Here is a 24,856-nt window from a genome sequence, read left to right as displayed (position 1 = left end):
GCCCGCTCACCAGCCGCGGTTGGCGTAGCGCTCCGCCTCGGGCAGCGTGTCGCAGTTGATGCCGACCATGGCCTCGCCCAGCTTGCGCGAGACGTCCGCGACGACCTTCGGGTCGTCGTAGAACGTGGTCGCCTTGACGATGGCGGCGGCGCGCTTGGCCGGGTCACCGGACTTGAAGATGCCGGACCCCACGAAGACGCCCTCGGCACCGAGCTGGCGCATCAGCGCGGCGTCGGCCGGCGTGGCCACACCACCGGCGGAGAACAGCACGACCGGCAGCTTGCCCAGCTCGGCGACCTCCTTGACCAGCTCGTACGGGGCACGCAGCTCCTTGGCGGCGGCGAACAGCTCGTTGTTGTCACAGCCGCGCAGCTTGGCGATCTCGCCCTTGATCTGACGCAGGTGACGCACCGCCTCGACGACGTTGCCGGTGCCCGCCTCGCCCTTCGAGCGGATCATGGCCGCGCCCTCGGCGATACGGCGCAGGGCCTCGCCCAGGTTGGTGGCGCCGCACACGAACGGGGTGGTGAACGCCCACTTGTCGGAGTGGTTGACCTCGTCGGCCGGGGTGAGGACCTCGGACTCGTCGATGTAGTCGACACCGAGGGACTGCAACACCTGCGCCTCGACGAAGTGACCGATCCGCGACTTGGCCATGACCGGGATGGAGACCGCCTCGATGATCCCGTCGATCATGTCCGGGTCGGACATCCGGGCCACCCCGCCGTCCTTGCGGATGTCCGCGGGCACCCGCTCCAGAGCCATGACCGCGACGGCGCCGGCGTCCTCGGCGATCTTCGCTTCCTCCGGCGTGACGACGTCCATGATCACGCCGCCCTTGAGCTGCTCGGCCATGCCGCGCTTGACGCGGGCGGTACCGGTCTCGGGGGACCCGGCGGGAGCGGTGGCAGACGTGGCGTTCGGCGTGCTGGACACGGTATGACCTCACTAAGTGCGGGCGGATGGACTGCGCCGCCCACACAACCGTTTGCGCCCGGCCACTGAAAAGGGCCAATCGGAAGGCAGTGGCTCGTCAGCGGCCGACGGCGCGGTCACCGAGCACCACCGGGGGCTCGTCGTCCATCTCGAAGGCCATCGGAAACGGCGCGTGCCCCGCCAGCCGGAACCAGCGCACCACCCGGTGGCGCCGTACGGCACGCGCGGCCCGCACGGCGTCGTTGTGGAACCGCCGCGCCATCGGCACCCGGCGCACCGCCGCCGTCAGCTCGGCGACCGTCTGCTCACCGCCGGGCGCCTCCCGTACGGCTTCGAGCTGCCCCTCGTCGTCGAAGACCGCGCGCAACGCCTGGCTCAGTCCGCTCTCGGCGACCTCCCGCTGTTCCTCGGCCGCCTGCCGCGCCTCGTGCGCCACCTCGTAGAGCACGATCGACGCGGCCGGATCGAGAATCCCGGACGTCCCCAGCTCCTGAGCCACCGAGGCCCGCCGCAGCAACTGCGCGTCCAGCGCCGCACGGGCCGCGTCGATACGGGCATGCAGACGGTCCAGCCGCCCCGCGGTCCAGCTCAGGTAGACGCCGATGACGACGAGAACAGCCGCGATCCAGATCAAAGTGGTCACGCCGGGTCACAGTACCGGCCACCACGATCCCTTCGCCTTCCGCCTGGTGGGGGTACGCGTCGTGCGCGGAGGGGGTGGGGGGCCGGTGGGTGGGGGCTCGGGGCCACTCCGGGGTCACTCTCCCCCAGCCTCCGCCCCACAACGCACGCAACGCGAGCCCACGTCAGCACAACCTCTCGCGCGCAGCGCAAAGCACACCCGACACTGCGGCGGCCAAAGGCCGCCTCAGTCCCGCGCCAACCCCCACCGAGCCCGCAACCCCGTCCGCTCATCCGTCGCCACCATCGCCGCCCCCGCCGCGACCGTCTCGTACACGGCGAGAATGTCCGCCCCGACCGTCGACCAGTCGAACCGCCGCACGTGCCGGCTGCCACGTTCCCGCAGCTCCGCGAGGCGCGCGGGGTCACCGAGAAGCCGTACTGCCGCAGCGGCGAGCGCCTCCGCGTCCTCGTTGGCGAACAGTTCCCCCGCCTCCCCCTGATCCAGTACCTGGGCGAACGCGTCGAGATCACTGGCCAGCACCGGCGCCCCCGCCGACATCGCCTCGACGAGGATGATGCCGAACGACTCACCGCCGGTGTTGGGCGCGACGTACAGGTCCACGCTGCGCAGCAGCCTGGCCTTGTCCTCGTCGCTGACCATGCCGAGGAACTCCACCCGGGAGCGCAGGTCGGCGGGCAGTGCCGCGACGGCTTCCTCCTCGTCGCCGCGGCCCGCGACCAGGAGCCGGGCGTCGGGGACGGCGGCGAGGATGTCCGGCAGGGCCCGCATGAGGACGGGCAGGCCCTTGCGGGGTTCGTCGATGCGGCCGATGAAGCCGATCGTCCGGCCCTGCCACTCCTCCTTCGGCGTGGCCTCGGCGAAGAAGTCGACGTCGACGCCGTTGGGGATGACGACCGCGTCCCCGCCGAGGTGTTCGACCAGGGTGCGCCGGGCGTATTCGCTGACCGCGATCCGCGCGCTGATCTTCTCCAGCGCGGGTTGCAGGATCGGGTACGCCGCGATCATGACGCGGGAGCGCGGGTTGGAGGTGTGGAAGGTGGCCACGATCGGGCCCTGCGCCGCCCAGCAGGCGAGCAGCCCGACGGACGGCGTGCCGGGTTCGTGGATGTGGATGACGTCGAAGGCGCCGTCGTGCAGCCAGCGGCGGACGCGGGCCGCCGACAGGAAGCCGAAGTTGAGCCGGGCAACCGAACCGTTGTACGGCACGGGGACGGCACGTCCGGCGGAGACGACGTACGCCGGCAGTGGTGTCTCGTCGTCCGCCGGAGCGAGTACGGACACCTCGTGGCCCAGCCGGATCAGGTGCTCGGCGAGGTCCCGGATGTGGAACTGGACGCCGCCCGGGACGTCCCACGAGTACGGGCAGACGATGCCGATCCTCAAGACCGCTCCGTCCGCCGGACGTCGGCGCGCGCCTGGTCGGAACGCGCGCCGTCGGCATCCACCGCGTCCGCGCGCCCCGCCTCCCGTGGTTCCAGGTCACCGAGCCACAGACGTTGCAGCATGTGCCAGTCCTCCGGGTGGTCGGCGATGCCGGAGGCGAAGGCGTCGGCCATCTCCTGCGTCATCGTGGCGGCCTTCTCGGCGCGGGTGCCGGTCTGCGGCACCTCGATCTCCGGGTGCACCCGCCCGCGCATGACGGGGCTCCCGTCGTACCACAGGGTGACCGGCAGGAGCATCGCTCCGGTCTGCACCGCGAGCATCGCGGGCCCGGCCGGCATCTTGGCCGCCTCGCCGAAGAATTTCACCTCGATGCCGGAGGCGGACAGGTCCCGGTCGGCGACGAGGCAGACCAGGCCGCCGGCCCGCAGCCGCCGGGCGAGGATGCCGAACGCGGCGCCGCCGGTGTGCGGCAGCACCTCCATGCCCAGGCCCTCGCGGTAGGCGACGAACCGGTCGTAGAGCGTCTCGGGCTTGAGGCGTTCGGCGACGGTGGTGAAGGGCACACCCAGTTTGGTGGTGACCCAGGCGCCCGCGAGGTCGTAGTTGCCCATGTGCGGCAGGGCGAGGATCACGCCGCGGCCGCTCTTGAGGCCCTCTTCCAGGTGGTGGACGTCGGCCGGCGCGAAGCCGCCCTTTATCCGCTCCTTGCTCCAGGCGGGCAGCCGGAAGGATTCCATCCAGTAGCGCAGGTAGGAGCGCATTCCGGCCCGGGAGAGCTGAGCGAGGCGCTGCGGCGTGGCGTCCGGGACGACGCGCGCGAGGTTGGCCTCCAGGCGCAGGACGCCCTTGCCGCGCCGTTTCCAGACCGCGTCGGCGATCCGGCGGCCCAGTGCGGTGGCGGCCGGTTCGGGCAGTTTCTTGACCGCGCTCCAGCCCAGGGCGTACGCCCCGTCGGTCAGCTTCTCGCGGTCGATGGTCGGGCGCTTCACGCGCTGTTCCCCCCTTGTGCGACGGCGTCGGCCTCGGCGGACTCCCTGCGTACGGTCACCACGCGCTGGGCGAGGGTGACCGCGCTGCCGACGGCGACCACCCACAGGGCGACCGGCAGCAGGTACTGGATGCCGGGGACGCCGAAGGCGTGCAGCCCGGCGAGGCCGGCGGCGACCAGCGTGATGACGAGCCGCTCGGCCCGTTCCACCAGTCCGTTGACGTTGACCGGCAGCCCGATGCTCTCGCCCCTGGCCTTGGTGTACGAGACCACCTGGCCGCTGGCCAGGCAGAAGATCGCCACCGCGCAGAGCCAGAGGCTGTCGCCGGCCCCGGCGTACCAGAGCGCCAGTCCGCCGAAGATCGCCGAGTCGGCGACCCGGTCGAGCGTGGAGTCGAGGAAGGCACCCCAGCGGCTGGAGCGGCCCAGTTGCCGGGCCATGTTGCCGTCCACCAGGTCCGAGAACACGAAGAGCGTGATGACGATCGTGCCCCAGAAGAACTCGCCGAGCGGGAAGAAGACCAGGGCACCCGCCACCACACCCCCCGTGCCGACGAGGGTGACCGCGTCCGGGCTGACCCCGAGACGGATGAGCAGGGCGGCGAATGGCGTGAGGACACGCGTGAAGAATGCACGCGCGTACGTGTTCAGCATGGCCTTCCCGGAGGTCGATACGGGCCGCGCGGTCAATGGGGCCACCGGCTGGCCCATCGTAGCCAGGCGGCACCCGCGTACCGCGAACGCACCACGGCCCGGGGCACGACCTGTGACCGGCCAAGACGTGGACGCAGCAGGTGCCACACCGGCGCGGGCCCCGCGCCGGCGGGGCGTGCCGCAAGATCCCTGATCGTCCCTTGTGCGATGTATGGACGTGCCATGACCAGGGTGGAAAGCTCGAACCACCGCAAAGTGTCGACCGGGAGGCGAGACACATGGGCGAGAAGACGAGGACACATCCGGGAGCCGCCGGCAGGGCGACATCGGCCGGCCGGCCCACGTCCCTGAGGAATGTGGTGCTGGTCGGCCACAGTGGTGCGGGGAAGACGACGCTGGTGGAGGCGCTGGCCCTGGCGACCGGCGCGGTCAACCGGGCGGGCCGGGTCGAGGACGGCAGCTCTCTGTCGGACCACGACGAGATCGAGCACCGGCAGCAGCGGTCGGTGCAGCTCTCCCTGGTTCCCGTCGACTACGGCGGAATCAAGATCAACGTATTGGACACACCCGGGTACGCCGACTTCGTCGGAGAGCTGAGGGCCGGTCTGCGGGCAGCGGACGCGGCCCTCTTCGTCGTTTCGGCGGCGGACGGCGTGGACGGCGCGACCCGCATGGTCTGGGACGAGTGCGCGGCGGTCCGGATGCCGCGCGCGCTGGTCATCACGCACCTGGAGGCCGCGCGCGCCGACTTCGACCAGATGACGCGGCTGTGCGGCGCCACGCTGGGCGGTGACGACCCGGACGCCGTCCTCCCCCTGTATCTGCCGCTGTACGGCGCGACGGGCGCCGACGGCCACGCGCCGGTGCACGGTCTGATCGGCCTGCTCACCCAGCGGGTCTTCGACTACTCCTCCGGCGAACGTGTCGAGCGCGCGCCGGAGGCCGACGAGCTGCCGCTGATCGAGGAGGCCCGCAACCGGCTCATCGAGGGCATCATCGCCGAGAGCGAGGACGAGTCCCTCATGGACCGCTACCTCGCGGGCGAGGACATCGACGTGAAGACGCTCATCGGTGACCTGGAGACGGCGGTCGCCCGCGGCACCTTCCACCCCGTGCTGGCCGCGGCTCCGGCCGCGGAGGGCGCCCGGCAGGGTCTCGGCACCGTCGAGCTGCTCGATCTGATCGCCCGCGGCTTCCCCACCCCCGCCGAACGTGAGGCGCCCGCCGTCACCACCCCCGACGGCAAGCCGCGCCCGGCGCTGACCTGCGATCCGGCGGGTCCGCTGGTCGCCGAGGTGGTCAAGACCTCCTCCGACCCGTACGTGGGCCGGCTCTCGCTGGTCCGGGTCTTCTCGGGCACCCTGCGCCCGGACGAGACGGTGCACGTGTCCGGGCACGGCCTGGAGGACCGCGGCCACGAGGACCACGACGTGGACGAGCGGATCGGCGCCCTGTCCGCCCCGTTCGGCAAAATGCAGCGCTCCCTGTCGCAGGCGATCGCCGGCGATCTGGCCTGTGTGGCGAAGCTGACCCGCGCGGAGACCGGTGACACGCTCTCCGACAAGGACGCGCCGCTCCTGATGGAGCCGTGGACGATGCCGGACCCGTTGCTGCCGGTCGCCATCCAGGCGCACAGCAAGGCGGACGAGGACAAGCTCTCCCAGGGTCTGTCCCGGCTCGTCGCCGAGGACCCGACGATGCGCCTGGAGCACAATCAGGGCACCCATCAGGTGGTGCTGTGGTGCCTGGGCGAGGCGCATGTCGACGTGGCCCTGGAGCGGCTGCGGTCCCGGTACGGCGTGCAGGTCGACACCGTGCCGTACAAGGTCTCGCTGCGGGAGACCTTCGGCGGCAGGGCGGCGGGCCGCGGGCGGCACGTGAAGCAGTCCGGCGGGCACGGCCAGTACGCGATCTGCGAGATCGAGGTGGAGCCGCTGCCGGGCGGCAGCGGCATCGAGTTCGTGGACAAGGTCGTGGGCGGCGCGGTGCCGCGGCAGTTCATCCCGTCCGTGGAGAAGGGCGTACGGGCGCAGGCGGCGCGCGGGGTCGCGGCCGGGTACCCGCTGGTCGACGTGCGGGTCACGCTGCTGGACGGCAAGGCGCACTCGGTGGACTCCTCCGACGCCGCGTTCCAGACGGCGGGTTCGCTGGCGCTGCGCGAGGCGGCCGGTGACGCCCGTATCCATCTGCTGGAGCCGGTGGCCGAGGTGACCGTACTGGTTCCGGACGATTTCGTCGGGGCGGTGATGAGCGATCTGTCCGGGCGGCGCGGCCGTGTGGTGGGTACCGATCAGGCCGGGCACGGGCGCACGATCGTACGGGCCGAGGTGCCGGAGATCGAGATCAGCCGGTACGCCGTGGACCTGCGCTCCCTCTCGCACGGCACCGGCCGTTTCCACCGGTCCTACAGGCGGCACGAGCCGATGCCGCCGCAGCTCGCCGCGAAGCTCCGCGAGCAGGAGGAGAACGGCTCGTCGTGACGTCCCCTCGCCGGTCGTCCACCTCGGCATCCCCGGGGTGGACGGCGGCGGTACGCTGTGATCGCAGCTCAGAAGGTGTGCGACCGACGGTAGTTGGGAAGAAGGCCGCAGCAGCGGATGCGTGCGGGTGATGGGGGCGGCAGTGGCAGCAGACGGCTTCGACTTCAGTCCCGGGGCGCAGGTCCCGCTGTCCGGCGGTGCCGGACAGACCGCGGCCACCCAGGCGTTGGCCTCGGCGGCGTACCGGGACAATCCGCTCGCCGACATCTCCAAGGCCGACTCCGCCACCGCGAAGTCGACGATCAAACCACCCAAACTCTCCCTGTTCGAACCGAATCTGGGCGAGGCGTTCTCCCGCGCGCTCCAGTTGCGGATGCTCGGCGGTGCCCGCGGCGCGCTCATCCAGTCCTTCGGCATCGAACCGCAGACGGTCGTCGAGCACTGTCTGGCGGCCATCCGCATCCGCAAGATCCGCGATGTGAAGCTGACCGCCCTGATGCTGGGCTTCGGGTTGCTCTTCCTGCCCGGCGTGCTGCTGTGGCTGGGCGCGTTCCAGCTCAAGAAGCTGCTGTCGAAGGCGCAGGGCACCGGCACCTCGGCGCTCGGTGTGGCGCTGATGCTGGCCGTCGGCGCCATCGCTGTGCTCTTCCTGGTGAAGCTGCCGTTCACCGGTTTCTGGTCGGTGTATCTGCGCGCCATGGTGGTGGTGCCGGTGGTCGGCTGGTGGTGGGCGAAGCGGATCAGTGAGGCCACCGCGAAGGACCTGCGGGAGGCGTGGAAGGGCCTGCTCGAAGGCGGCGGTGTGGGCGCCAAGATCCCCGAGGCGGTCCCCAAGGACCCGAACGAGACCGCCGCCGAGCAGATGCGCCAGAGCCTGGCGAAGCTCACCGCCGAGCAGCACAGCAACGTCGCCTTCTACGCGGGCCCCAACGGCATACTCGGCATGGGCACCCGCTGGGGCAGCTGGCAGATGGCCGAGGAGCTGCGGCCCGCCGTGGAGGGCGGCGAGATCAACCCGTTCCGCAGCTACGACGTGATCCGCGTCATCCACGACCGGCTGCGTCTGCTGGAGCGCAGCCCGCTGCACACCGGCGGCTTCAAGGACGCCCCCTCCGTACGCCACTGGGTCGTGGTGCCGGTCGGCGAGAAGGCCGGTTCCGTCTCCCGCCCCGAGGGCACCGAGGTGGAGGCGTTCCAGGTCCGCCAGCACGAGATAGAGCGGATCTGCAACGAGCAGCAGTTCGGCAGCGGCAGCCGGCACTACCTCGGCGTGCAGTTCGTGCTGTGGGACGGCCAGCTCGTGATAACCCTGCTGATCACGGTCACCGTGCTGCACGAGACGCTGCGGGTGGAGGTCACCGGCCACGCCCTCGGCCCGGTGAACCCGCTGTTCACCTCCAAGCCCGCGCCGAAGAGCAAGAGTGTCTCCAAGACGGTCAAGTTCTGGGAGACCAAGTCCGTGAGCCTGCCGCTGGTCGACGCGAGCGAGGTGGTGCGGCTGGCCGCCCGCGCCCCGCTGACGTGGTTCCCCGGCTTCCTGGAGTTCCTGGGCGGGAAGCTGACCCTGCCGGAGCCGTTCGGCCTGCGGCACGCCTGGGCCGACAAGCCCTGGCGGCACCGCTTCATGGCCGACGACGCGCTGCGGGCGGCGACCCCGGTGCTGCGCGTGGTGCACTCCGCCGCCCTGAGCGTGCTGAAGGAGAACGGTGTGGACGTCGCGCGCTTCGACAGCCGTTCGCTGGTGCTGAGCGGGCAGGTGCAGGCCGCGGAGCCGCGCAAGGCCGACGAGTACCACGCGTAGCCGCTGTCGCGGCGGTCAGCCGGTCGGACGGGGGCGACCGACGCGGGACCGGCTTGTGCGCGGCCCCCGCCGCGCACAAGACCACTCACCGGAAGATCCCCGTATGCCCCAGTGAGTACCGCCCCGGCTGCGGGTAGACCGCCAGGCCGTGCGGGCCCTCGCCCACCGGGATCTTGGCGAGGGTCTTCCCGGTCCGGGTGTCCATGGCGTAGACCTCGGAGTTGTAGCGGCCGGACAGCCACAGCACGTTGCCGTCGGCGGACACCCCGCCCATGTCGGGGCTGCCCCCGCCGGGAATGTGCCACTTGTCCACGAGCTTGCCGCTCTTGAAGTCGAGCAGGGACACGGAGCCCTCGCCCCGGTTGGAGATGTACATCTTCTTGGAGTCGCGGCTGACGTAGAGGCCGTGGGTGCCCTTGCCGGTCGGCATCAGTTTCGGCTGTGCGAACGTGTCGCCGTCCAGCACCCACATGCCGTCGGCCATCATGTCCGCGACATACCAGGTCCGGCCGTCCGGCGACATCTTCACGTCCTGCGGCATGGCGCCCCGGAACGGCAGTTTCTGCTGGCCGACGACCTTCATCTTCTCGGTGTCGACCTTCAGCAGTTCGCCCGAGAACTCGCAGGAGACGATGAAGTACTTCCCGTCCACCGAGAAGTCCGCGTGGTTGACGCCCGCGCAGCTCACCGGGACGGTCTTGCGCACCTCCATCGACTTCGGGTCGCGGAAGACCAGTTCCTTGTCCATGGAGGCCATCACGACGGCGTACTTGCCGTTCGGCGTGAAGTAGAGGTTGTACGGGTCGTGCACGTCCACCGCCCGGCCGGACCTGCCGGTCGCCGGGTCGATCGGCGTCAGGTCGTGGCCGCGGTTGTTGTTCACCCACAGCGTCTTCATGTCCCAGGACGGGACGACGTGCTGCGGCTGCACCCCGACCGGGATGGTCTCGATGACCTTGTACGTCTTGGGGTCGATGACGCTGACCGTGTCCGAGCCGGTGTTGGGCACGTACACGCGGGAGGGGAAGTTCTTGACCTGTGGTGCGAGCTTGTTCGGGCGGTCGGCCGCGTACACGTCGTGCTCGTCCAGCGGCGGCGGCATGCCCGGCAGCAGCGACTTGGCGGCCTGCGCGGGCGAGGCCGGGGTCGACGCCCCGGGGCTGCTGTCGGCGGCCTCCGGCCCGCTGCCGCCGCCGCACCCTGCCGCCGTCAGTGCGCAGGCGACGGCCAGCAGCGCGGCCCGTCGGCCGGTACGGGCACGTTTCCGATCTTGGGTTGAGGTCCGGTCAGCCATCAGGTCACAAGCTCCGTTGTCGTCACCGCGCGCAGTCCGCGCCGGTGCAGGCCGTCGAGGATCGGGGGCAGCGCGGCAACCGTGCCGGCGTGCCCGAGGTGGAGGCTCACGATGGATCCCGCGCGGGCCCGGTCCAGCACGGTGCGCTGGACGGCGGGGGCGCCGGGGTCGTCCGCGTCGAGGGAGTCGACGTCGTAGGAGAGGACGTGCGGGTAGCCGGCCTTACGGGCCAGCCGGGTCACCAGTTCGGTGGCGTACTGCGTGCGCGAGGGGCGGAACCAACTGCCGATGGTGCCGGTCAGCTTCCGCAGCCGGTCGGCGCATCCGCTGATCTCGGCGTACGCCTCGGCCGCCGGGAGGGCGCAGATGTCGAGGTGGCGCTGGGTGTGATTGCCCAGTTCGTGGCCGCCGTCGAGGATGCGGCGGGCCATCAGCGGCTGCTCGTCGAGCCAGCCGCCGACGGCCAGCACGGTCACCCGGGCGCCGGCCCGCTCGGCCTCGCCGAGCAGCGCGGTGGCCGTCTTCGCGTCGCCCTGGCCGTGGAAGGTGAGGGCGACCGCGTCGCCGCGCCGCGGGCCGTGCTGGATCTGTACGGGCAGGCCGGGCGCTCGGGTCGGCGGGCGGGCCCTTCGGGCGGCGCCCGAGGCGGCCGTCCCCGAGGGGCGCGCCCCGGGGCCCGGCGGGCCGGTCCCGCCCGGTGGCGGGGAGCCGGAGGCCCGTACGGGCGCGGTGTCCGTACGGGCTGCGCACCCCGACGCGAGCGCACCGGCGGCCGCGGCCGTGGCGGTGCGCAGCACGGAGCGACGATGCAGGGAAGTCACCTCACCATTAGAGGGCAACGTGTCCGCATTTGTCGCTTTGTCGGATTTATCGCGGGGCGTGTCTCGGCCGCCGCTGCGGCGTCCGGGCTACTGCGGCCAGGCGTCGGCCAGCATCTTGCGGGTGTCGGCCAGCAACTGCGGCAGCACCTTCGTCTGGCCCACCACGGGCATGAAGTTGGTGTCGCCGCCCCAGCGCGGCACGACGTGCTGGTGCAGGTGCGCGGCGATACCGGCGCCGGCCACGGCGCCCTGGTTGAGGCCGATGTTGAAGCCGTGCGCCCCGGAGGCGGCGCGCAGCGTGGTCATCGCCCGCTTGGTGAACTCGGCCAGCTCCAGGGTCTCGGCCCGGTCCAGCTCGGTGTAGTCCGCCACGTGGCGGTACGGCACCGACATCAGGTGTCCGCCGTTGTACGGGTAGAGGTTGAGCACCGCGTACACGTGCTCGCCACGGGCGATCACCAGCCCGTCCTCGTCCGACTTGGCCGGAATCGTGCAGAAGGGGCAGCCGTCCTCGGCGCCCGGTCCGGACGGTTTGTTCTCCCCCTGGATGTACGCCATCCGGTGGGGCGTCCACAGTCGCTGGAAGGCGTCCTGTGTCCCGACTCCGATCTGCTGCTCCGGCTCACTCGTCATGCGGGCCAGCATATTCCCCGGTCGAGCGGCCATGCGGCGAGGGGCGGTCCCCGTCCGGGACCGCCCCTCGTGCGCCCCGCGCGAGCGGGGCCCGTCTCACACCTGGACCCGGCGCTCCACCGCGTCCAGGATCTCGGCGATCGCCTGCGCCTTCGGGATGCCGTTCTTCTGCGACCCGTCGCGGTAGCGGAAGGACACCGCGCCGTTGGCGACGTCCTCGTCACCCGCGATGATCATGTACGGCACCTTGCTGCGCTGCGCGTTCCTGATCTTCTTCTGCATCCGGTCCGAGGACGCGTCCACATCGATCCGCAGCCCCCGCTTCTTCGCCTCGGCGGCGAACTCCTGGAGGTACGGGACGTGGTCGTCGCCGATCGGGATGCCGGTGGCCTGCACGGGGGCCAGCCAGACCGGGAACGCTCCCGCGTAGTGCTCCAGCAACACCGCGAAGAAGCGCTCGATGGAGCCGAAGAGGGCACGGTGGATCATCACCGGGCGCTGCTTGGAGCCGTCCGGCGCGGTGTACTCCAGGTCGAAGCGCTCCGGCAGGTTGAAGTCCAGCTGGACGGTCGACATCTGCCAGGTGCGGCCGATGGCGTCCTTGGTCTGCACCGAGATCTTCGGGCCGTAGAACGCGGCACCGCCCGGGTCCGGGACCAGCGGCAGGCCCTGCTTCTCGGCGACCTTGCGCAGCGTCTCGGTGGCCTCTTCCCAGACCTCGTCGGAGCCGACGAACTTCTCCGGGTCCTTGGTGGACAGCTCCAGGTAGAAGTCGGTCAGACCGTAGTCGCGCAGCAGGTCCAGGACGAAGGTGAGCGTGGCGTCCAGCTCGTCCGCCATCTGCTCCTTGGTGCAGTAGATGTGCGCGTCGTCCTGGGTGAAGCCGCGGGCACGGGTCAGGCCGTGCACCACGCCGGACTTCTCGTACCGGTACACGGTCCCGAACTCGAACAGACGCAGCGGCAGTTCGCGGTACGAGCGGCCGCGCGCGTCGAAGATCAGGTTGTGCATCGGGCAGTTCATGGGCTTGAGGTAGTAGTCCACGCCCTCGTCGAGCTGCATGGGCGGGTACATGCCGTCGGCGTACCAGTCCAGGTGGCCCGACTTTTCGAACAGCTTCCCCTTGGTGGCGTGCGGGGTGTAGACGAACTCGTAGTCCGCCTCCTCGTGACGCCGCCGCGAGTAGTCCTCCATGACCCGGCGGATGATGCCGCCCTTGGGGTGGAAGACCGCCAGACCCGAACCGATGTCCTCCGGGATGGAGAACAGGTCCAGCTCCGCGCCCAGCTTGCGGTGGTCGCGCTTCTCGGCCTCGGCGAGGAACTCCAGGTACGCCTTGAGCTCGTCCTTGGTCGGCCACGCGGTGCCGTAGATGCGCTGGAGCTGCTTGTTCTTCTCGCTGCCGCGCCAGTACGCGGCGGCCGAGCGCATCAGCTTGAAGGCCGGGATGACCCGGGTGCTGGGCAGGTGCGGGCCGCGGCACAGGTCCTTCCAGCACAGGTCGCCGCTCTTCGCGTCGAGGTTGTCGTAGATGGTCAGCTCACCGGCGCCGACCTCGGCGGACGCGCCCTCGGCGGCCTCCGCGGCGGAGCCCTTGAGGCCGATCAGCTCCAGCTTGTACGGCTCGCCGGCCAGCTCGGCGCGGGCGTCGTCGTCGCTCACCGCGCGCCGGGCGAACTTCTGCCCGCGCTTCTGGATCTCCTGCATCTTCTTCTCGATGCGCTTGAGGTCCTCGGGGGTGAACGGGGTCTCGACGTCGAAGTCGTAGTAGAAGCCGTCCTTGATGGGCGGGCCGATGCCCAGCTTCGCCTCCGGGAACAGCTCCTGCACGGCCTGGGCCATCACGTGCGCGGTGGAGTGGCGCAGGATGTTCAGCCCGTCCTCGCTGCCGATGTCGACGGGCTCGACGGCGTCGCCCTCGGCCAGCTCGCACGCCAGGTCCCTGAGCTGCCCGGCGACGCGGGCGGCGACGACGGAGCGCTCGCCCTGGAAGAGGTCGGCGGCCGTAGTGCCCGTGGCCACCACGCGTTCTTCCCGCTCGGAATCGCGTTGGATGGTCACACGGACGTCTGACACCGGTCTCTCCTGACTTCTCGGGCGCGTCAGCGGTTGCTGCGCAGGCAAATCGTACCGAGCGACCGACGCTCCTCGCGAAACGGTTACGACGGGGCTGCGCCGGGAGCGTTCTTCGGGGGTGTGGGTGCGGGTTTGTGGGGTTGGCGTGGTGGGGGCGCGAGGGCGCGTTTGCGGGGACGGCATGGTGGGGGTGCGCGTGATGCGCGATGGGCCCGGTGGGTGGGGGCGCGGGGCCACTCCAGCGGGGTCCCTCTCCCCCAGCCTTCGGCCGGGACGCCCCCAAGGCATCCTTCAGCCCTGGCCGTCGGGCGGCTGTCCCTGGCGATCGGGCCGGACTCTCCACGAGCCCGCAAGCGCACCGGGTCCGGTGCTCGCGGCTTGCGCGATGGGCCCGGTAGTGGGGGCTCGGGGCCACTCCGGGGTCACTCTCCCCCAGCCTCCGGCCGGGGGTACCCCCACGGCATCCTTTAGCCAAGGTGAATCGGATACGTGGGCCAGTGTCCGGACTGCCTGCGGGGAGACCCCGGAATGTCCCCGAGCCCTGGCCGTCCGGCGGCTGTCCCGAGCAATCGGGCTGGACACTCTCACAAGCCCAAGAGCCCGTCCCTCGCGCACAGCGCGAAGACGGCCGCTCTCCCGCTCACAGCACGAAGGGGTCGCTCTCCCGCGCGCAGCACGAGGAGCCCTTCCTCCGGCGCGCAGCGCAAGGACCCTTCTCCCACGCGGAGCAGCGGGAGGCGCCCCGGAGGCCGCAGCAGTGACGCCCACACTCACGCGAGCCTCACCACCCCATGGGCGCGCACCAGGGTGATCGGAAAACTCCCCCACCGACCTCGGCTCGCCAGTCCGACCTGAGGGGCGTGCAGGGGGCCATCCCCGCAGGCAGTCCGGACACTGGCCCACATATCCGATGCACCTCAGCTAAAGGATGCCGTGGGGGTACCCCCGGCCGAAGGCTGGGGAGAGTTGGCCCCCCTGCGCGCCCCCGCCCCACAACGCAACCAATGCGAGCCACGCGTCAGCAAAAATCCTCGCGCGCAGCGCAGAGGGCCCCTCACTCCCCCGGCAACGGCAACGGCACCTCCCCCCCACACGCCTCCTCAAAAACATCCAAATTCTCCTGGAGCGACTTCAGCAGCCGATCCCGCTCCGCCTCATCAACCTGAACAGGCGTGACATCCGACGCCCCCGTGATGCGCCGGAAACCGCCCCGGCTCTCCAGCCGCCCGCTGACCCGGATCGGCAGACCGACCAGATGGGCGTGCCCGGCGATGCGGTAGTCCTCCTCGTCGAGCGCGACCCGCACCTGGAGCACGTCGGCCCCGGACAGCACCCGCAACCGCACCACGCCGGGCCCGCCGGGACGCTCCCGCCGCAGCCGTACCACCGCGCCGGTGACCCGCACCGGCAGTGACGGCTCGTCGCGGACGTAACGCTGGGCAGCCTGCTGGAGTGCGGGCAGGTCGCCGGGCGAGAACTCGACCGGTTCGGGCCGGGCGGCGAACCCCGGGGGCGGCCCCGCCCCCGGCGACCACTCCACCGAGATCCGTACCCCCTCCGCATCCCGCACCAGTGAGATCAGCGCCTCCGCCAGCTCATGGCACACCCCCAGCTCCACGGCGGCGTCGAACGCCTCCATGCCGCCGGTCGCCCGCTGGTAGTCGGTGGCGTCGCGGGTGGCGTGCAGCGCGCGCTGCAACCCGGCGACGGCCGCGCGGCCGGCCTCCACCGGCACGTACGCGGTCAGCCGCCGCCCGGCCGGCGCGGGCCCGACCAGCACGTCCGCCATGAAAGCCTCGGCCTTGCGCTTGTGCCGGGCACCGTAGAAGCCCGCCCTCCCGTACGTGCCGAGCGCACCGGCCATCAGCATCGAGCGGGCCGCCGTACGCAGCTGCTCCTGCGCGACCCACGGGGTGCCGCCGATGCCGTCCTCCGGGACCTCGCGCTCCCAGCGCACCTCGTCGCTGGGCACCGCGAGTGCCGCCAGGACCTCGCGCGCGGACGGCGCGGCGCTGTGCGCGAGGGCGGCCAGCGCCTCCGCGATCAGGTCGGTGCTGTCCGGGAAGGTCCGGGTCTGCGGTACGAGCAGACTGGTGCCCCCGGCGGCTCCGCCGGGCGGCGTCCAGCGGGCGTAGTGGCCGGCGGCGCCTCCCCGCCGCCGCCAGCCGTGCCGCGCCAGCAGGGCGCCGAGCACCGCCGGGTCCAGCTGTGCCGGGTCCGGAAGCCGGAACGCGTACTCGTCGGTCGGCCGGTGCATCAGGGTCTCCCTCCCGCCCCGACCCGCGTCATGATCTCGCAGAGCGCGCGGTCGTCGAAGATCCGCGTGGTCGGGATCCGCACGTTGGTCCTGCGCCGCCCGGTCACCTCATGGCCGGCCAGGTTGATCCAGTAGCAGCTGTGCCGCAGTTCGAGCCGGTCGTGGTCCGCCCGCAGCCAGTCCTCCTGGGTCCGCGGCACCAGCATCACGACCAGGATCTTGTGCACCGCCACGGGCGTCCGCGCGAGCTTCACCAGATGAGCGTTGTCCAGAGTGAAGGCGAAGCTCGTGCCGGGCGGCCGGGGGCCGACCTGGTACGTGCACTTCAACTGCACCTTGATGGTCACTTCGTCGTCGACGGCATGGCCGGGCGCGCCGTGGCTGACGTGCCAGTCGATGCCGTTGTCCGGGAAGGGCTGGGCCAGCGAGCAGCCCGACGCGGCGGCCACCGCGTGAAGATAGCCCACCTGGAGCGTCTCCATACAGGCCGTGGTGGCGAGCGCGCCGCGCAGCGACGCCGTGCGCGCGGGCACCAGTCCCCCCGGATCGGGCTGCGCGAGCGTCATCGCTCAAGTGCCTTCCGGGCCGGGTCGTTCGAAGGGGCCGTCGTCGTGGCGACGGCCCGTTGTGGTGTTCTTGTCCGTCTCAAGTGGTCAACAAACCAGGACGGTTCGACAACCGGAACCCTCGGGTATCACCTGGTCGGGTGGCCGCGTCGGCTCACCCGCCGCACGAGCGCGAGGAGTTGTGAAGATGCCGTGCTGGTTCGACGGTCCGCTCGCTTCCTTCGACACCGAGACCACCGGGATCGACGTGGAGCGAGATCGCATCGTGTCCGCCGCCCTGGTCGTCCAGGAAACCCCGCGCAGCGTCCCCCGCGTCACCCGGTGGCTGGTCAACCCGGGTGTGCCGATCCCCGAAGCGGCCACCGCCGTGCATGGTCTGACGGCCGAACACCTCGCCCTGTACGGCCGCTGGCCGGCGCCCGTCATGGAGGAGATAGCCCGTGCGCTGACTGACCAGTCGCTCGCCGGGCGGCCGCTCATCGTGATGAACGCGCCGTTCGACCTGACGCTCCTGGACCGTGAACTGCGGCGGCACCGCGCCGCCTCGCTCCCCCACTACCTGGGCGCCCACCCGCTGTCCGTGCTGGACCCGCGGGTGCTGGACAAGCACCTGGACCGTTACCGCAAGGGCCGCCGTACGCTCACGGACCTGTGCGCGGAGTACGGGGTCGAGCTGACCGGCGCGCACGAGGCCGCCGCGGACGCCCTCGCCGCGCTCCAGGTCGTACGGGCGCTGGGGCAGCGGTACGCGGAGCGGCTGGAGCCGCTGAGCCCGGCGCAACTGCACACCCGGCAGGCCGTGTGGCACGCCGCACAGGCGCGTGGGCTGGAGGCGTGGTTCGCGCGCAACGGCACGGAGGAGGCGGTGGATCCGCACTGGCCGATGCGTCCGGACCTCCCGGCCGCCGCCTGAACGACGGCGGACGACCCCGCACGCCCTCATACGCGCCCCTTGACGGCCCGCACGACGACGTACGGCAGGCCCTGCCGGGCAACGGTGCGCCAACGCCGAGGGCCGGGCTGCCTGTTGGCAGCCCGGCCCTCGGTCCCGGTGGGCGATACTGGGTTCGAACCAGTGACCTCTTCGGTGTGAACGAAGCGCTCTCCCACTGAGCTAATCGCCCGGGTGTTTTCCGCTCCCGGGGTTTCCCCCGCGAACGACCTGAACAATACAGGCCGTCGGGCCTTTTCATCAAATTCCCCGCCCGCGCATTCCCGTCCCCCGCAGTCTGGAGGCCAGGCCCCGGTGTCCGGCGCGCATCATCAGCGTGTGGTTGGCGAGGAAGAACGGCCGGCCCGGCAGCGCGAGCCGGCGTAACGACGGCTTGCGCACCTCGACCTCCTGCTCGAAGACGGCACACGTCCCGCCACCGGAGGCGCCCACCGTCCAGCGCGCGAAGCCTTCGAGGTCGCCGCGCATCGCTATCTCCAGGACCCCGGTGTCCGGGTCGCGGCACGTCTCGGTCGCGGTGACGGTCAGCACGTACGGGAGCAGGGACCGGAAGTGCGCGGTGCCGCTGCGGTCGTCGACGCGGATCACCCGGCGCACCTGGGGCCACCACTGCGGATACGCCTCGGCGTCCTCCAGGACGGCGTAGACCGCCGGGGGCGGCGCGGACAGCCGCCATTCGCTGCGGAAGCGGTACCGGTGCAGGACGTGCCGCCAGTCGGTCATGCCCCTCAGTCTGCCGCCCGGGCGGCGCCGGGAGAACGACGACGGCCCGGAGGTCTGGAAACCTCCGGGCCGTTGTCCGGTGTGGGCGATACTGGGTTCGAACCAGTGACCTCTTCGGTGTGAACGAAGCGCTCTCCCGCTGAGCTAATCGCCCGGGTGCAGCGCCAACATTACCGCACGTCGGAGGGGTCTCGTGACCACCCACGGGGGCGGGCGTCCGCGCGCGGCCCCCGCCCGGCCGCGCGCCCGTCACTCACCCGCGTTCCACGGCAGCACGAAGCCGAACTTCCACAGGTACACGGCCAGCCCGGCCACGATGATCACGGCCCCGATGCTGGTCAGGATGATGTTGCGGCGCCGCACCTTCGGATCCAGGGCCTTCTGCGTGGCCTCGGTGACCTTGCGCTTGGTCCAGCGCAGCACCAGTTGGGCCCAGACGAACTCGGTCGCCCAGATCGCCATGCCCGCGAAGATCACCAGCCAGCCCGGCCCTGGCAGCGGCAGCATGATGATGCCGCCGACGACCACCGCGAGGCCGACGACGAATATGCCGACCTGCCAGCTCAGGTGCAGGGGCCGGGAACGCTTGATGAAGCGCGGCGCCCGGGAGCCGAGTCGCTGTGCCACGTTCGCAGTCTCTCCCGCGGCGTCCTCTTGTGCAGCCGGGGTCGCCGCCGCGGCGGTGATCCCGACTCCCCCGTTACTCTCCGTATTCATGCGGCCCAACCTACCCGACGGACCACCGTCACCGGAATGGCCGCCGAGGAGGATTGGCAGCTCCGCCGTAAGAGGTACCGGAAGTCACCCAAAACCCTCAGAGGGGTTTACAACGGCACCGTAGGTGGCATGTCGATTTCGCCGACGTGCGAATCCCCGAGCGCACACTGAGCGAAAGGCCCTGGCGCTTATGAACACCACGGTCAGCTGCGAGCTGCACCTGCGCCTCGTTGTGTCGAGCGAGTCGTCACTGCCTGTACCCGCGGGCCTGCGGTACGACACGGCGGATCCCTATGCCGTGCACGCGACCTTCCACACCGGAGCCGAGGAAACCGTCGAGTGGGTCTTCGCCCGCGACCTCCTCGCCGAGGGCCTGCACCGGCCCACGGGCACCGGAGACGTCCGCGTATGGCCGTCCCGGAGCCACGGACAGGGCGTTGTCTGCATCGCCCTGAGCTCCCCGGAAGGCGAGGCCCTCCTGGAAGCCCCGGCGCGGGCTCTGGAGTCGTTCCTGAAGAGGACCGACGCGGCGGTTCCCCCCGGTACGGAGCACCGGCACTTCGATCTCGACACGGAGCTCTCCCACATCCTCGCGGAGAACTGAAAGGCGGCGCAGCAGCCCATCGCAGCCATCCACCGCACCGAACCGCTCACACCTGCACCGTCCGACTCGGGGCGACGGCACAGGACCGACAAGTTCATACGGCACGAGCCGGCGCCGTCGCCGCGGACCCACCGCGGAGACGGCGCCGAGGCTTGTTGGACGCGCTAGAGTCGGCGACCATTCGGCAAGGACACCGGGGCGGCGCCGTCCGACCCCACCCGGCCAGGGAGCGAAACCGTGATGATCACCCACGACACCCGGTGCGCGCTCGACGCGGTCGTCGACCTGTTGAACACCGCCCCGGAGGGCGATGCCCCCGGCGCCACCGACAGCCTGACCGACCTCGCGGCGCTCCAGGCGTTCGTCACGCGTAACGCGATCAGCGACGTGGGCACGCTCGGCGACCGTGACCTGGCCTCCGTACGGGCCGTACGGGCCCGCTTCGCCGACGTCTTCGCGGCGCCGGACGACCGTACGGCCGCCGAGCGGCTCAACGACCTGGTCGCGGCGGCTGGCACCACGCCGCGGCTGACCGACCACGACGGCTACGACTGGCACGTGCACTACTTCGCGCCGGGCGCCTCGGTCGCCGAGCACCTGGCGGCGGACGGCGGCATGGCACTGGCGTTCCTGGTGGTCGCCGGGGAGCGGGAACGGCTGCGGCACTGCGAGGCGCCGGACTGCCGGTTCGCCTTCGTGGACCTGTCCCGCAACCGTTCGCGCCGCTACTGCGACAGCCGTACGTGCGGCAACCGGCTGCACGTCGCGGCCTACCGGGCGCGCCGCCGCGAAGCCACCCGCTGACGGCGCTGACAGTACGGCCGGGGCCCGCCCGGCCCGTCGCCCCCTCGACCGGCCTCACAGGACGAGGAGGTCGTGCAGGGCGCCGATGAGCAGCAGGACGGCGATGAAGGTGAGGAAGAGCATCAGCGGCGGCTGGGACAACGCGAAAAGACAGCCACGCGGTTCGGGGGCCGGGGGGTCCGCCGCTGTGACGGCGGGGTCCCGGGCAAGGGCGCACTCGTCGTTCATCTCGCGCCGATGATGGCGCAGATGATCAGGTGGAAACGCCCGGATCACTCCTCAGGACCGGGAGTTCACCAGATCCCGTGCACTTCCGTGATCGCTACGGTGTCCGAGAGGTCACCCGCAGGGAACCTGCGGCGCGTGCCGTACGGCGGCTCCGGCGGCCTGCTCAGCGGCTCCGGCGGTCCGCCCTCCGGGGCTCGGCCGCCGTGCGGCTCCGGGCGATCCCGCGCCCGGTCAGATGCCGTGCTTCTTCAGGATGGCCTCGATGTCGGAGAAGTCCTCCTCCGGCGCGCCGCTCTTGTTCCGGCCCTTGGCCTGGGCCGCGGGCTGCGGGGACCGCGCACCCGCGCCGAGCGACGGGGCGGACGCCTTCGGCGCCACCGCGGCCGGGCCCTGCTGCCGGGCCGCGGCGCGCCGCTCCTTGCGGCTGCCGCCGGCCTTGAGGGAGTGCCGCTCGGCCACCCTCGCGATCATGAACAGGACGACGGAGAGGGCCAGCACCCCGAAGCCCGCCCAGACCACGGGCTTGAAGACCACACCGGTCAGCCAGTCGATGACGCCGGTCATCGCCAGGCCCACGGGGACCAGTGAGACAGCGGCGATGCGCGTCGCGGCCAGGAACCGCTTGCGGTAGGCGGTGAGCGCGGCGATACCCAGGCCGGCCACCGACACCACGGTACAGATGGTCGAACTCAGCATCCCGGTCCTCCTGCCGATCGATTCTCGTCCTCGCCGCGTCCGGCCCACCCGTCCGCGGGACGGCAGCGCGACGCACCTCTTGCCCTGCTCTGCCTCCATCCTGCCTCCTCCCGGCCGTCCGGTGCCACGATCCGGGGCAGGCTCAGGGACATCTAAGGGTCCGGCTCCTCCGCAGGTGCCGGTCCGGGTGCGGCGCCCTCGGACCGGCGCGGGTGCCGGTTCGGCCGGGGCCCCGCGGGCTGGGAGACTGGGCGTATGAACGACGCCACGACCTCCGGTTCCGCCCGCCCCGTCGTCCTCGACGTGTGGTGCGAGCTGCAGTGCCCGGACTGCACCGCCGCGCTCGACGACCTGCGGGCCCTGCGCGAGCACTACGGGGACCGGCTGGACATCCGGCTGCGCCACTTCCCGCTGGCCAAGCACAAGCACGCCTACGCCGCCGCCCAGGCCGCCGAGGAAGCCATGGACCAGGGCAAGGGTCAGCAGTTCGTGGAGGCCGTTCTGGCCCGTACGGAGGAGCTGGGCGCCAAGGGCGAGCGGCTGCTGCTCTCGGTGGCCGCCGAACTGGGCCTGGACGCCGAGGAGATGGACACCGCGCTCATCGACGGCCGGCACCTCCTGGCCGTCGACGCCGACCAGGCGGAGGGCAAGGCGATCGGGGTGACCGGCACGCCCACGTACACGATCGGCGGGGAACTGCTGGACGGCGGCAAGAGCCAGGAGGGCCTGCGCGAGCGGATCACGGAGATCGCCGACCGGCTGCTGGCCGAGCAGGCCTGACCCGGCCCGCGGCCCGCCGGACGGGCCGGCGGCCGAGCCGGGCGGGCCGGCGCGCTCAGAGCAGGAGCTTGTGCAGGGAGTAGTCGGTCGGCCGGTAGCCCAGGGTCTCGTAGAGACCGCGGGCCCGCGGGTTGTCGACGAAGACGTTGAGCCCCAGGACGGTGCGGCCCGCTTCGAGGGTCTCCCGCTCGGCGATCAGCATGAGCGAACGGCCGTGGCCGCGTCCGCGGTGCTCCGGCGCCACCTGGATGTCCATGACATAGCCGCCGGGCCGGGCCGGGTGGTACGTCGTGGTCCAGACCGTCCCGACGTCCGTGCCGTCGTGGGTCAGCACGCGCAGCGACTGGTGCGGGGTGCCCGGCCCGTCCGGGAGCAGCGTCGCGTGGTCCTGCGCCGCGTTGTGTTCCGCGCGCTCGCGCGGCATCCCGTTGGCCACCTGCGCTTCGACGTAGGTGGCGGCCGCGGCGGTCAGCCAGGCCGGGTACTCCTCCGCGCCGAGCGGCCGGACGGCGCTGCCCGCGGGAAGTCCGGGCGGGGAGGTGAGCTCCTTGAGCATCCGGCGGCTGTGCTCCGTGTAGCCGAGGGCGGCGGCCAGTCGCAGGGCCGGCTCCGCGGCGGCCGGCACGTCCACCGAGATCCGCCGGCAGCCCCAGCCGCGCAGCACCTCCTCGGCGGCGAGGGCCGCGACGGTGCCGCGGCCGCGGTGCCGGTCGCGTTCGTCGATGCGCAGGTCCGCGATGCGCCCGGCGGACAGGCCCAGCCGGGCGTCGGTGGCCAGAGTTATCCGGCCCACCGGGCGGCTGTTGACACAGACTTCGTACGTACGGGCCCGGCCGCCGTCGTCGCGTCGTTCTTCGGGGCCGGCGGGGCGCAGCGTAGTGGTCACGCTGGCTTTCTACCCGGTTTTCCGGGCGTACGTCATCAGCGCGGGTCGAAGTCGGCGGCGGCGCGCTCCGCGAAGACCCGCATTGCCTCGGCGGTCAACGGTCCGGGCGTGTCACCCAGTTGGCGTCCGTCGACCCGGGTGACGGCCTGCACGTCGCGGAGCGTGGAGGTCAGGAAGACCTCGTCGGCGTGTTCCAGGACGTCCAGCGGCAGGTCGGTCTCCTTGGCGCCGGTCCACTCGACGGCCAGGGCACGGGTGATGCCCGCCAGGCAGCCGGAGGCCAGCGGCGGGGTGTGCAGCACGCCGTCCAGGGCGACGAAGACGTTGGAGCCGGTGCCCTCGCAGAGCTGGCCGACGGTGTTGCCGAAGAGCGCCTCGGAGGCGCCCTTCGCGCGGGCGCGGGCGAGCGCGACGACGTTCTCCCCGTAGGAGGTGCTCTTCAGGCCCGCCAGCGCGCCGCGCTCGTTACGGGTCCAGGGGACGGTGACGACCGCGGTGGTGTCGGGGCGGCGCGGCGCCTCGCCGAGCGCGACGACCAGCGTGGGGGCCGCCTCGCCGCGGTCCGAGCCGAGGGGTGAGAGGCCGCCGGTGTACGTGACGCGCAGCCGGCCGAGCGGTACGGGGTTGGCCTCCAGCACGGCCGCGCAGGCACGCCGTACCTCGTCGAGGTCGGGATCGGGGAGGCCGAGACCGCGGGCGGAGGAGGTGAGCCGGTCCAGGTGGCGGGTGAGGGCGAAGGCCCGCCCGTCGACGGTCCGGAGCGTCTCGAAGACGCCGTCGCCGACCGTCAGGCCGTGGTCGAGGACCGAGACCCGGGCGCTCTCGGCGTCGCGCAGCTCTCCGTCGAGCCAGATCTTCATGGTCGTGTCCCTCCGCCGCTCGGCTCGTGCAGGCCCGACGCTACCGCCAGCAGCCTGCGGGCCTTCAGCTCGGTCTCGTCCCACTCCCCTTCGGGGTCCGAGCCCCAGGTGATGCCCGCCCCGGCGCCGAAGCGCAGCACCGGCCCCTCGGGGGCCGAGCGGTCGATCCAGAACGTACGGATGCCCACCGCCAGCTCGCCGGTGCCGCGATCGGCGTCCACCCAGCCGATGCCGCCGCAGTACGGGCCGCGGGGCGCGGTCTCCAGTTCCTCGATGACGCGCTGGGACGCGAGCTTCGGCGCTCCGGTGATGGAGCCTGCCGGGAAGGTGGCGTCGAAGAGGTCCGCCCAGCCGGTCTTCCCGTGCTCCTCCGCCAGCTCCCCGCGCACGGTGGAGACGAGATGGACCAGGCCGGGGTGCGCCTCGATCGCGCAGAGCGCCGGGACGGTGACGGAGCCGGTGCGGCAGACCTGGCCGAGGTCGTTGCGGACCAGGTCCACGATCATCACGTTCTCCGCCCGGTCCTTGTCCCGCAGGTCCTCGGGGACCCGGCCGGTGCCCTTGATCGGGCCGGACTCGACGGTGCGCCCGGAGCGGCGCAGGAACAGTTCGGGGGAAGCGGTGGCGACCTCGGTGCCGTGCGCGGGGAGGCGGACCGTGCCCGCGTACGGGGCCGGGTTGCCGCGGGCCAGGACGGCGGACAGGGCGTCGACGTCGGCGTGCTCGGGGTCCGGCAGCGGCGCACTGAGAATCCGGCAGAGGTTCACCTGGTAGACCTCGCCGGCGGCTATGTGGGCGCGTATGCGCCGTACGCCCTCGATGTAGGCGGCGCGGTCCAGCGAACTGCGCCAGTCCCCGGGGGCCGGGCCCCGCCAGCGGGCGGGGTCGGGCGGAGGCACCGCCCCGGTCTCCCGTACGTCCCCGAAGCGCGCGCAGAGCAGTCCGCCCTCGTAGTCGGCGACGACGGCCCACCACCCCGCCGAGTCCAGGGCCTCCGGATCACGGGTGACATCGCGCAGGTCAGTGGCTGTACGGCCGCCGAAACGGGCCAGCGGAGGGAGGTCGTTCACG

At 71.8% G+C, this 24,856-nt stretch carries 24 protein-coding genes and 2 tRNA genes; 6 read left to right on the top strand and 20 right to left on the bottom strand.

Annotated elements, in window-relative coordinates:
• Positions 1–6: 6 nt before the first annotated feature.
• The 5 genes from pdxS to pgsA form a co-directional block, all read right to left on the bottom strand.
• Entirely contained in the window at positions 7–936 is a 930-nt protein-coding gene (gene pdxS, locus ACZ4QV_RS15550; protein WP_361618642.1) for a pyridoxal 5'-phosphate synthase lyase subunit PdxS, read from the bottom strand.
• A gap of 97 nt (positions 937–1,033) precedes the next feature.
• Positions 1,034–1,579, bottom strand: a complete 546-nt coding sequence (locus ACZ4QV_RS15545) for a LemA family protein (protein WP_030999449.1) — start codon at positions 1,577–1,579, stop codon at positions 1,034–1,036.
• Between the two features lie 225 nt (positions 1,580–1,804).
• Entirely contained in the window at positions 1,805–2,965 is a 1,161-nt protein-coding gene (locus ACZ4QV_RS15540) for a glycosyltransferase family 4 protein (RefSeq protein ID WP_361156144.1), read from the bottom strand.
• Positions 2,962–3,954 (bottom strand): phosphatidylinositol mannoside acyltransferase, encoded by a 993-nt coding sequence (locus ACZ4QV_RS15535; RefSeq protein WP_361156147.1) that lies wholly within the window; start codon positions 3,952–3,954, stop codon positions 2,962–2,964. Before ACZ4QV_RS15535 ends, ACZ4QV_RS15540 begins: the two co-directional genes overlap by 4 nt.
• Positions 3,951–4,664, bottom strand: coding sequence for a phosphatidylinositol phosphate synthase (gene pgsA / locus ACZ4QV_RS15530; protein WP_467762970.1), 714 nt, complete (start codon positions 4,662–4,664; stop codon positions 3,951–3,953). Before pgsA ends, ACZ4QV_RS15535 begins: the two co-directional genes overlap by 4 nt.
• A 221-nt stretch (positions 4,665–4,885) precedes the next feature.
• Here pgsA and ACZ4QV_RS15525 point away from each other — a divergent pair, with 221 nt between their 5' ends.
• Together ACZ4QV_RS15525 and ACZ4QV_RS15520 are read left to right on the top strand one after the other, a co-directional pair.
• Entirely contained in the window at positions 4,886–7,087 is a 2,202-nt protein-coding gene (locus tag ACZ4QV_RS15525) for an elongation factor G-like protein EF-G2 (protein WP_361589869.1), read from the top strand.
• Between the two features lie 130 nt (positions 7,088–7,217).
• The gene (locus tag ACZ4QV_RS15520; protein ID WP_361156153.1) at positions 7,218–8,888 is read left to right on the top strand and encodes a hypothetical protein; all 1,671 of its coding nucleotides are present in this window, start codon (positions 7,218–7,220) and stop codon (positions 8,886–8,888) included.
• Positions 8,889–8,973: 85 nt separating this feature from the next.
• On the opposite strand, the gene ACZ4QV_RS15515 is transcribed toward ACZ4QV_RS15520, so the two are convergent.
• The 6 genes from ACZ4QV_RS15515 to ACZ4QV_RS15490 all read right to left on the bottom strand — a co-directional run bounded on the left by ACZ4QV_RS15515 (position 8,974) and on the right by ACZ4QV_RS15490 (position 16,535).
• A complete protein-coding gene (locus ACZ4QV_RS15515; protein ID WP_361156156.1) occupies positions 8,974–10,182 on the bottom strand; it encodes a YncE family protein in 1,209 nt (402 codons plus the stop codon).
• Positions 10,182–11,003, bottom strand: coding sequence for a polysaccharide deacetylase family protein (locus ACZ4QV_RS15510; RefSeq protein ID WP_467762969.1), 822 nt, complete (start codon positions 11,001–11,003; stop codon positions 10,182–10,184). The genes ACZ4QV_RS15515 and ACZ4QV_RS15510 overlap by 1 nt, the downstream gene beginning before the upstream one ends.
• An 87-nt stretch (positions 11,004–11,090) precedes the next feature.
• A complete protein-coding gene (locus ACZ4QV_RS15505) occupies positions 11,091–11,648 on the bottom strand; it encodes an HIT family protein (protein ID WP_030024201.1) in 558 nt (185 codons plus the stop codon).
• An 84-nt stretch (positions 11,649–11,732) separates the two neighbouring features.
• Positions 11,733–13,712 (bottom strand): threonine--tRNA ligase, encoded by a 1,980-nt coding sequence (gene thrS / locus ACZ4QV_RS15500; RefSeq protein ID WP_361619770.1) that lies wholly within the window; start codon positions 13,710–13,712, stop codon positions 11,733–11,735.
• A 1,054-nt stretch (positions 13,713–14,766) separates the two neighbouring features.
• Positions 14,767–15,969, bottom strand: a complete 1,203-nt coding sequence (locus tag ACZ4QV_RS15495) for a hypothetical protein (RefSeq protein ID WP_361883885.1) — start codon at positions 15,967–15,969, stop codon at positions 14,767–14,769.
• The gene (locus ACZ4QV_RS15490) at positions 15,969–16,535 is read right to left on the bottom strand and encodes a DUF4365 domain-containing protein (protein ID WP_361156165.1); all 567 of its coding nucleotides are present in this window, start codon (positions 16,533–16,535) and stop codon (positions 15,969–15,971) included. Before ACZ4QV_RS15490 ends, ACZ4QV_RS15495 begins: the two co-directional genes overlap by 1 nt.
• Positions 16,536–16,722: 187 nt before the next feature.
• Between ACZ4QV_RS15490 and ACZ4QV_RS15485 the strand changes: the two genes are divergently transcribed.
• On the top strand, positions 16,723–17,448 hold the full coding sequence (locus ACZ4QV_RS15485) for a 3'-5' exonuclease (protein WP_361156168.1): 726 nt from the start codon (positions 16,723–16,725) through the stop codon (positions 17,446–17,448).
• A gap of 139 nt (positions 17,449–17,587) precedes the next feature.
• Here ACZ4QV_RS15485 and ACZ4QV_RS15480 read toward each other — a convergent pair.
• The 4 genes from ACZ4QV_RS15480 to ACZ4QV_RS15465 all read right to left on the bottom strand — a co-directional run bounded on the left by ACZ4QV_RS15480 (position 17,588) and on the right by ACZ4QV_RS15465 (position 18,927).
• Positions 17,588–17,659: transfer RNA gene (locus ACZ4QV_RS15480), tRNA-Val, on the bottom strand.
• A 68-nt stretch (positions 17,660–17,727) separates the two neighbouring features.
• Positions 17,728–18,210: an SRPBCC family protein gene (locus ACZ4QV_RS15475; protein WP_361156170.1), complete on the bottom strand. Its 483-nt coding sequence runs from the start codon at positions 18,208–18,210 to the stop codon at positions 17,728–17,730.
• Positions 18,211–18,292: 82 nt separating this feature from the next.
• Positions 18,293–18,364: transfer RNA gene (locus ACZ4QV_RS15470), tRNA-Val, on the bottom strand.
• 95 nt (positions 18,365–18,459) lie between these two features.
• Positions 18,460–18,927 (bottom strand): TIGR02611 family protein, encoded by a 468-nt coding sequence (locus ACZ4QV_RS15465; RefSeq protein ID WP_467762968.1) that lies wholly within the window; start codon positions 18,925–18,927, stop codon positions 18,460–18,462.
• A gap of 190 nt (positions 18,928–19,117) precedes the next feature.
• Between ACZ4QV_RS15465 and ACZ4QV_RS15460 the strand changes: the two genes are divergently transcribed.
• Both ACZ4QV_RS15460 and ACZ4QV_RS15455 read left to right on the top strand, forming a co-directional pair.
• Positions 19,118–19,531 (top strand): SsgA family sporulation/cell division regulator, encoded by a 414-nt coding sequence (locus tag ACZ4QV_RS15460; protein WP_003987206.1) that lies wholly within the window; start codon positions 19,118–19,120, stop codon positions 19,529–19,531.
• A gap of 237 nt (positions 19,532–19,768) precedes the next feature.
• Positions 19,769–20,335: a CGNR zinc finger domain-containing protein gene (locus tag ACZ4QV_RS15455; RefSeq protein ID WP_361156176.1), complete on the top strand. Its 567-nt coding sequence runs from the start codon at positions 19,769–19,771 to the stop codon at positions 20,333–20,335.
• A gap of 54 nt (positions 20,336–20,389) precedes the next feature.
• Here ACZ4QV_RS15455 and ACZ4QV_RS15450 read toward each other — a convergent pair whose 3' ends face one another.
• A complete protein-coding gene (locus tag ACZ4QV_RS15450) occupies positions 20,390–20,563 on the bottom strand; it encodes a hypothetical protein (RefSeq protein ID WP_361156179.1) in 174 nt (57 codons plus the stop codon).
• A 231-nt stretch (positions 20,564–20,794) separates the two neighbouring features.
• Complete coding sequence (locus ACZ4QV_RS15445; RefSeq protein WP_361589887.1) at positions 20,795–21,259, bottom strand: hypothetical protein; 465 nt, start codon at positions 21,257–21,259, stop codon at positions 20,795–20,797.
• Between the two features lie 255 nt (positions 21,260–21,514).
• Here ACZ4QV_RS15445 and ACZ4QV_RS15440 point away from each other — a divergent pair, with 255 nt between their 5' ends.
• Entirely contained in the window at positions 21,515–22,039 is a 525-nt protein-coding gene (locus ACZ4QV_RS15440) for a DsbA family protein (protein WP_361589890.1), read from the top strand.
• 55 nt (positions 22,040–22,094) lie between these two features.
• Here ACZ4QV_RS15440 and ACZ4QV_RS15435 read toward each other — a convergent pair whose 3' ends face one another.
• The 3 genes from ACZ4QV_RS15435 to ACZ4QV_RS15425 are packed head-to-tail and all read right to left on the bottom strand — an operon-like array spanning position 22,095 to position 24,855.
• Positions 22,095–22,925 carry a GNAT family N-acetyltransferase gene (locus ACZ4QV_RS15435; protein WP_361156187.1) on the bottom strand — a complete coding sequence of 277 codons (831 nt, stop codon included), beginning with the start codon at positions 22,923–22,925 and terminating at the stop codon, positions 22,095–22,097.
• 35 nt (positions 22,926–22,960) lie between these two features.
• Positions 22,961–23,785, bottom strand: coding sequence for an aminotransferase class IV (locus tag ACZ4QV_RS15430; RefSeq protein WP_361156190.1), 825 nt, complete (start codon positions 23,783–23,785; stop codon positions 22,961–22,963).
• A complete protein-coding gene (locus ACZ4QV_RS15425) occupies positions 23,782–24,855 on the bottom strand; it encodes a chorismate-binding protein (protein ID WP_361156193.1) in 1,074 nt (357 codons plus the stop codon). The genes ACZ4QV_RS15430 and ACZ4QV_RS15425 overlap by 4 nt, the downstream gene beginning before the upstream one ends.
• Between the last annotated feature and the right edge of the window lies 1 nt (position 24,856).

It is taken from the genome of Streptomyces sp. NPDC026394, from assembly GCF_055567735.1.
This window is presented reverse-complemented; position numbering and strand designations above follow the sequence as displayed.

What these genes read in the sequence shown, in the direction of transcription:
- pgsA (WP_467762970.1), bottom strand. Translation starts at nt 4,664, where the DNA reads ATGGGCCAGCCGGTGGCCCCATTGACCGCGCGGCCCGTATCGACCTCC.
- ACZ4QV_RS15525 (WP_361589869.1), top strand. Translation starts at nt 4,886, where the DNA reads ATGGGCGAGAAGACGAGGACACATCCGGGAGCCGCCGGCAGGGCGACA.
- ACZ4QV_RS15520 (WP_361156153.1), top strand. Translation starts at nt 7,218, where the DNA reads ATGGGGGCGGCAGTGGCAGCAGACGGCTTCGACTTCAGTCCCGGGGCG.
- ACZ4QV_RS15515 (WP_361156156.1), bottom strand. Translation starts at nt 10,182, where the DNA reads ATGGCTGACCGGACCTCAACCCAAGATCGGAAACGTGCCCGTACCGGC.
- ACZ4QV_RS15505 (WP_030024201.1), bottom strand. Translation starts at nt 11,648, where the DNA reads ATGCTGGCCCGCATGACGAGTGAGCCGGAGCAGCAGATCGGAGTCGGG.
- ACZ4QV_RS15495 (WP_361883885.1), bottom strand. Translation starts at nt 15,969, where the DNA reads ATGCACCGGCCGACCGACGAGTACGCGTTCCGGCTTCCGGACCCGGCA.
- ACZ4QV_RS15490 (WP_361156165.1), bottom strand. Translation starts at nt 16,535, where the DNA reads ATGACGCTCGCGCAGCCCGATCCGGGGGGACTGGTGCCCGCGCGCACG.
- ACZ4QV_RS15485 (WP_361156168.1), top strand. Translation starts at nt 16,723, where the DNA reads ATGCCGTGCTGGTTCGACGGTCCGCTCGCTTCCTTCGACACCGAGACC.
- ACZ4QV_RS15475 (WP_361156170.1), bottom strand. Translation starts at nt 18,210, where the DNA reads ATGACCGACTGGCGGCACGTCCTGCACCGGTACCGCTTCCGCAGCGAA.
- ACZ4QV_RS15465 (WP_467762968.1), bottom strand. Translation starts at nt 18,927, where the DNA reads ATGAATACGGAGAGTAACGGGGGAGTCGGGATCACCGCCGCGGCGGCG.
- ACZ4QV_RS15460 (WP_003987206.1), top strand. Translation starts at nt 19,118, where the DNA reads ATGAACACCACGGTCAGCTGCGAGCTGCACCTGCGCCTCGTTGTGTCG.
- ACZ4QV_RS15450 (WP_361156179.1), bottom strand. Translation starts at nt 20,563, where the DNA reads ATGAACGACGAGTGCGCCCTTGCCCGGGACCCCGCCGTCACAGCGGCG.
- ACZ4QV_RS15445 (WP_361589887.1), bottom strand. Translation starts at nt 21,259, where the DNA reads ATGCTGAGTTCGACCATCTGTACCGTGGTGTCGGTGGCCGGCCTGGGT.
- ACZ4QV_RS15440 (WP_361589890.1), top strand. Translation starts at nt 21,515, where the DNA reads ATGAACGACGCCACGACCTCCGGTTCCGCCCGCCCCGTCGTCCTCGAC.
- ACZ4QV_RS15430 (WP_361156190.1), bottom strand. Translation starts at nt 23,785, where the DNA reads ATGAAGATCTGGCTCGACGGAGAGCTGCGCGACGCCGAGAGCGCCCGG.